Origin of the sequence: Pseudomonas sp. IT-P176 (assembly GCF_949767245.1) — a bacterium.
In the GTDB taxonomy this organism is placed as follows: Bacteria; Pseudomonadota; Gammaproteobacteria; order Pseudomonadales; family Pseudomonadaceae; genus Aquipseudomonas.
The window spans coordinates 1-5,925 of record NZ_CATKPN010000078.1 but is presented as its reverse complement, the minus strand read 5'-3'; the positions used below and the strand labels follow the sequence as shown (position 1 = coordinate 5,925).

Genomic DNA, 5,925 nt, shown 5'->3' with positions numbered 1-5,925 from the left:
GTTATCGTTGACGTTTTTCGCGAGCAAGCCGCAAGCGGGCGCCCGCTCCTACAATTGACAGCATCGCTTAACTGATCGGCATTAGGCGAGGCGGCCTGGCTTTTCCTGGTGTACGAATTTCCCTTGTGGGCTAGCCTGCTAGCGATGGGGCCGGCCCCATAGCGAGTGTGCTCGCTCGCACTGTGTTTTGTTGCTGCTGGCAGATTTTGCATACGCTCACCAGGAAGGGGACGGGGGGACGTCAGTTCAATCCCAATTTGCCGCGCAGCGTCGACAGGTCTTCGGCCAGGGTATTGACCGGTCCGATCAGGGCCTTGCGGTCGCGGTCCTTGACCTTGTCGTAGGTCTGGAAGCCACCGTCGGCGGTCCGGTACTTGGCGAGGATGCTGTTGACGCTGGCGAAGTTTTTGTCGACCTTGGCCACGAACGCCTGGTCCTGCTGGGTCAGTTGGCCACGGAACAGGTCGACGATTTTTTTCGCGCCGTCGATGTTGCCCTGAAAGTCATACAAGTCAGTGTGGCTGTAGCGATCTTCTTCGCCGGAAACCTTGGTCGCCGCCACTTCTTCGAGCAAGGCCGCCGCGCCACCCACCACTTTTTCCGGCGGGAAGGTCAGGCCAGCCACCCGGGCCTGCAGGTCCTTGATGTCCTTGTCGAGGCCGTCCGCCAGGGTCGCCAGACCCTCGGTGGTGTGCGCGGCGAACAGTGAATATTCGATGCGGTGGAAGCCAGTGAAGTCAGGCGCCTTGACCCCTTGTTCATGGTCGTCGACCCGGGAGTCGATGGACGCGTCGAGGTCGCTGAACAGTTCGGCGATCGGCTCGATCGACTCGTAGTACACCCGGGTTGGCGCATAGAGTCGTTGCGCGGTGGCCAGGTCGCCGCGTTTCACTGCGGCGGTGAACGCCTGGGTGTGGCTGGCCAGTTCATCCAACTGTTCAGTGACGTAAATCTTGTAGTCGGAGATCGGCCCCACCAGGTCCAGCGGTGCCGTGGCGGCGAAAGCCGGGATAGGGGCGTGGAGCAAACCAAGGGCTGCCAGCAAAACGAGAGGCGATTTGTTCATGGGACGGTTCCGTGGGTGGGGTGTGAGGTGATATCAGGCCCTGGTCATGGCCGGTGCAGCGCCAAGCAGTGAGCGACCGATGAAGTCCTGGTCGTCGGTGACGCCCGGCAAGCTGAAGAAGTACCCACCGCCAATGGGCTTGAGGTACTCCTCCAACGGTTCGCCGTTGAGGCGGTTTTGCACGGTGATGAAGCCCTTGAGCAGGTCGGCCTGGTAGCAGATGAACAACAGGCCCATTTCCAGCTGGCCGTTCTTGCTCACGCCATTGGAGTAATTGAACGGCCGGCGCAGGATCAGATTGCCCTGGGTCGCGGCGGTGCGCGGGTTGGCCAGGCGGATATGGGCATCCAGCCGGGTCAATTGACCGTGGGGGTCTGAGGCGTAGTCCGGCACTTGGTTCTCCTGGGTACCGTCCAGGGGCGCGCCCGTGGTCTTGACCCGGCCGATGATGCTTTGCTGTTCCTGCAGGGGCGTGCGGTCCCATCGCTCCACCAGGTTGCGGATGATCCGCACCACCTGATAGCTGCCATGGGCGGCCCAGGCCGGCTCCGTGCTGCCGGGCTGGACCCAGACCACTTGGCGCATGCTGCCGGGGTCGTTGGAGTCGGGGTTGGCCGAGCCGTCGCGAAAACCCAGGTAATTACGTGCACTTTGCGCCGCGACCCCGGGCTTGGCCGGTGCCTGCGGCGGTACGCTGCCTTCCTGTTTCCAGCGCACCAGCAGCAGGTCCGGCAGATTCTTGACGATGTCGCGCAGGGCATGAATGTTGGTGTCGGCGCTGTTGGCGCAGAACTGCAGGCTCAGGTCGCCGTGGCAAAGATCCGGCTGCAGTGCATCGTTGGAAAACTCGTGCATGCGGATCAGCCGGTGGGGCTTGACGGGCGCCAGGCCAAAACGTTCGTCGAACAGCGATTCGCCCACCGACACGGTGATGGTCAGGTTGTCCGGCGTTACCAGCGGGCCAAGAATCCCGGAGTCCAGCGGCGGCAGCTTGGCGTCCAGCTCAGCCACCGGGCCGCCGGCCATCAGGAAGGCGATCCGGCTGTTGAGGGTGCGGAACAGACGCTCGAGTTCGTCGCGGTCGCTGGCCAGCACATCAAAGGCTACCAGCATGCCGGCGGCCGGGCGTGGGGTGACGATGCCGGCCTGGTGCTGACCGTGGAAACGCTGGCGGTCCTCGGTCTTGTCGCTGCTTGGGGCCTGGGTGACTTGTGCTGGGCTGGCGGCCATGGCCGGGCAGCTCAGGGCGCTTCCCGCCAGCGCTATACCAGCGGCCCCCATGCCCAGTAACACACGGCGACGCTGGGCACTGAATGGATCTGAATGGTTCATCTGTCGTTGGTCTTCTGCTTACAGGCCGAAAAGGCCAAGGGCGGGATCGATGCCATCGAGCGCGTCAGCCAGGGCCTTGGCCCGATCGGCGATGCGCTGGCGCTGGTCGGCGTTGAGGCGCTCATAGCCACGGTCGCCAGCCTGGGCGTTCAGGTCATTGAGCTCGGTTTCGAAGTCGCTGGCTGCACGATCAATCTGCGCCAACAGCGGGCTGGCACTCTTGACCAGCAAGGGGCGCAGCAAGTCGAGCACTTTGCGGCTGACCGCCAGGTTGGCGATGAATCCGTTGAGGTCGCTGTGGCTGTAGCGCTCCTCTTCACCGCTGCTGGCGCGCACCTGGGCGATGCTGCGCAGGTTGCGCGTGACACTGCTCACCAGTTGTCCGGGCGGCAGCGATTGCGCCAGCAGTTGTTGCTTGAGTTGGCCGACATCAACCAACAGCCGTGCAGCGATTGGACCCAGGCCCGCGGTGCTGCGCTGCTCGAACAAGCTGTATTCAATCCGGTGGAAGCCGACAAACTGCGGGTCCTGCTCACGCTGCTCGAAGTAGTCGGCGCGGGCATTGATCGCGTTATCCAGTTCGGCCAGGCGTTGCGCCGCCGGGGCCAGGCGTTGATAAGCAATGCGGGCAGGCATGTACAGGGCTTGGGCCTGCTCCAGGTCTCCCGCATCGATGGCTTGCTGCAAAGCGCTTGCCGCCTTGATCAACTCGGTGCCCTGGGTGCTGAGGTAAACCCGGAATTCCGACAACGGGCCGACAAACGCCAGCATTGATGGACGGGCCTTGGCGGCGGCTTCGGACGCGGCGGTCGGGGTCACGTGCAAGGTGCCGCGGGGATTGCTGAGCAATCCGCAGGTGATGCTGTACTCGCCTGACAACAGGTCGGCGTTGATCACCTGGCTCAGGCCCGGGGCGATGTTTTCCCGTTCCTCGAGCACCAGCACGCCATCGAGGATTTCCCATTCCACGGCACGCTCGGAGCGGTTGACGATGCGAAAGCTGGTGGGGCCTGCCGGCACGGTCAGGGCGTTGGGTTCGCAACTGTGGGGGTGGATGGTCACGGTGATTTCACCCTGGTGCGCCTGACGCTTGGCGGCGGCCATGTGCGCGGCGTAGTAGAACAATCCACCGGCGGCGATCATCACCAACACCGAGCCGGCCAGCGCCCAGTGCAAGGTACGGGGTGGCAAGGATGAAAGGGGGACCTGGCTTGACATGTATGCCCTTACTGACTGGAAGCGGAAGAGGAAGGACTGGCTGGCGGCTTCGCGGGTGCGCTGACCGGGAGGCACAACAGCACCAGGGCCACCAGCAGATAAATCCCGTAGGCACCGAGGGTGCTGACGGTGGGCGCGTCCTGGTAGCCGAGCATGCCGGCCAGCACCGAGCCCAGTGGGCCGTCCATTGGCAGGCTGGCGCTGAGGTCAAAAACCACCTGTTGCAGGTGATTCCACACCCCGGCTTCATGCAGGGCCTGCACCGAGTTGGCAAGAATCCCGGCGGCCACCCACACAATAAACAGCCCGGTCCAGCGCAAGAACGCCGCGAGGTTCAGGCGCATACTGCCGCTGTAGATCAGCCAGCCAACGATAATCGCCAGGCCCAGGCCGAGCAGGGCACCGATTGGCGCTGCCGGGCCGCTACTCTGCTGGAACACCGCCAGCAGGAAGAACACGGTTTCCAGGCCTTCGCGGGCCACAGCGAAAAACACCATGGCGATCAAGGCGCCGACCTGATGCCGGGAGCTGCTCATGGCCTGCTCCAGGGACAACTGCAGCGAGTGCTTGATGGAGCGGGCGACCTTGCGCATCCAGAACACCATGGAACTGAGGATGGCCACGGCCACGAGGCCGATCACTGCCTCGAACAACTCCTGTTGTTTCTGCGGGAACTGCGCGCTCATCAATTCCAGGCCAGCGCCCACCAGCAGGGCCAGGGCGGCGGCGAGAAACACGCCGATCCACACTGCCGGCAGCCAGTGCCCGCGCCCGGTTTGCTTGAGGTAACTGGCAATGATGCCGACGATTAACGCCGCTTCAATGCCTTCGCGCAGCATGATCAGAAAAGGAACCAGCATTCAGCACCGTCGAGATAGATAGCAAGCTAAGTTGTAACATAATGATACTCATTGTCAGTCGAGGCTGATTGACATTTACCTGAACGAAGGCTGAACCAATTCCAAGGAAGGGTCGTTGCGCTGATCAGGGGCATTTTCGCGATTGAGTCAGCGCCTTGCCGTTGATCGAGGGCCAACTGGCCAGCTGGTACGTTAAGATGGCCCTCAAATAAAAACCGGGTCGCCACGCTTTATGTCGGAAAAAGACAGCATCTCCATTCACCTGGTGCGCGAAGCGCTGTTACAAAGCTGCGAGCCGGGTGCCGCCAGTCATGAAGTGCTGCTTAAGGTCGGTATCGAGCCGCGGTTACTGGAGGTGGCGGACGCCCGGGTGCCGGCTACCGCCTACGCCCGGCTGTGGCGGCTGCTGGCGCGGCGGCGCGACGACGAGTTCTTCGGCATGGACCCGCGCCAGCTGAAATCAGGCAGCCTGGCCTTTCTCTGCCAGTGCGCCATGGCCCAGCCGACGTTGGCGGCAGGTCTGAACAGCGGCTTGGGCTTTCTGTCGCTGATGCTCGAGCGCCTGCCAGCGCAACTGGTGCACCAGCAGAGCCTGGCGGAGATCGTCCTGCTGGAAGACGACCCGCAACCGCGTCGCGCCTTCACCTACTTCACTTATTGGATGATCGTCCACGGCGTGGCCTGCTGGCTGGCGGGGCGACGGATTCCGATCCTGGCCATTGAACTGCGTTGCGCCGAGCCGCCGTTCTGCGACGACTACAAGGTGATGTTTTCCGAGAACCTGCGATTCGACCGGCCACGGACCCGGATGATCTTCGCGGCCGACTGCCTCGACCTGCCGCTCAAGCGCAGTGTGCAAGAGCTGCAGCGCTTCCTGGCCCATGCCCCGGCCAACATCCTGGTCAAATACCGTGACCCGCAAAGCCTGGCCAGCCGCATCAAACACGACTTGCGGCATCTGCCGGCGCACACCTGGCCGGAGACCGAAAGCCTGGCGCAACAGCTGTGCATGTCGGCCTCGACCCTGCGCCGGCGCCTGGCGGAAGAGGGGCAGACCTACCAGGGTTTGAAAGACAGCGTGCGCAAGGAGTTGGCGATTGTCTGGCTGGCCGAACCGGCCATCAGCTTCAGCGACATCGCCGCCCGCCTGGGGTTTGCCGATACCAGCTCGTTCTACAAGGCGTTTCGCAAGTGGTCGGGGTCCAACCCGGGGCATTACCGCAGCCTGATTCTCAGCGACGCCGATTGAGTCGGTTTTAGCGCGCGAGCTGATATGGCTATCGCGGCATAGGTATCTACACAACTGTGGTGCGACGTTGCACCAGGGTGTTGGATTAGACCGAGTACATATCCATTTCTTCGGTAACGGCCTCCTATGGTTCCGCCTGACGGCGGCTCACTTTTGAAAGCCCAAAAGTAAGCAAAAGGCTCTCGCCCCACCACTCGGTG

5 protein-coding genes are annotated in these 5,925 nt (G+C 62.9%); 1 reads left to right on the top strand and 4 read right to left on the bottom strand.

Going from position 1 to position 5,925, the window contains the following annotated elements; genetic code table 11:
• Positions 1 to 241: 241 nt before the first annotated feature.
• Genes efeO (ACM6IP_RS21125) through efeU form a run of 4 tightly spaced genes read right to left on the bottom strand, consistent with a single transcriptional unit; the run spans position 242 to position 4,476 of the window.
• Positions 242 to 1,066 (bottom strand): iron uptake system protein EfeO, encoded by an 825-nt coding sequence (efeO, locus tag ACM6IP_RS21125; protein ID WP_414862226.1) that lies wholly within the window; start codon positions 1,064 to 1,066, stop codon positions 242 to 244.
• A gap of 33 nt (positions 1,067 to 1,099) precedes the next feature.
• Positions 1,100 to 2,398, bottom strand: coding sequence for an iron uptake transporter deferrochelatase/peroxidase subunit (gene efeB, locus ACM6IP_RS21120; protein WP_414862225.1), 1,299 nt, complete (start codon positions 2,396 to 2,398; stop codon positions 1,100 to 1,102).
• 18 nt (positions 2,399 to 2,416) lie between these two features.
• On the bottom strand, positions 2,417 to 3,616 hold the full coding sequence (efeO, locus tag ACM6IP_RS21115; protein ID WP_414862224.1) for an iron uptake system protein EfeO: 1,200 nt from the start codon (positions 3,614 to 3,616) through the stop codon (positions 2,417 to 2,419).
• Between the two features lie 8 nt (positions 3,617 to 3,624).
• Positions 3,625 to 4,476 (bottom strand): iron uptake transporter permease EfeU, encoded by an 852-nt coding sequence (gene efeU / locus ACM6IP_RS21110; protein WP_401129419.1) that lies wholly within the window; start codon positions 4,474 to 4,476, stop codon positions 3,625 to 3,627.
• A gap of 232 nt (positions 4,477 to 4,708) precedes the next feature.
• Here efeU and ACM6IP_RS21105 point away from each other — a divergent pair, with 232 nt between their 5' ends.
• Positions 4,709 to 5,725, top strand: coding sequence for an AraC family transcriptional regulator (locus ACM6IP_RS21105; protein ID WP_095170426.1), 1,017 nt, complete (start codon positions 4,709 to 4,711; stop codon positions 5,723 to 5,725).
• Positions 5,726 to 5,925 lie beyond the last annotated feature (200 nt).

What these genes read in the sequence shown, in the direction of transcription:
- efeB (WP_414862225.1), bottom strand. Translation starts at nt 2,398, where the DNA reads ATGAACCATTCAGATCCATTCAGTGCCCAGCGTCGCCGTGTGTTACTG.
- efeO (WP_414862226.1), bottom strand. Translation starts at nt 1,066, where the DNA reads ATGAACAAATCGCCTCTCGTTTTGCTGGCAGCCCTTGGTTTGCTCCAC.
- ACM6IP_RS21105 (WP_095170426.1), top strand. Translation starts at nt 4,709, where the DNA reads ATGTCGGAAAAAGACAGCATCTCCATTCACCTGGTGCGCGAAGCGCTG.
- efeU (WP_401129419.1), bottom strand. Translation starts at nt 4,476, where the DNA reads ATGCTGGTTCCTTTTCTGATCATGCTGCGCGAAGGCATTGAAGCGGCG.
- efeO (WP_414862224.1), bottom strand. Translation starts at nt 3,616, where the DNA reads ATGTCAAGCCAGGTCCCCCTTTCATCCTTGCCACCCCGTACCTTGCAC.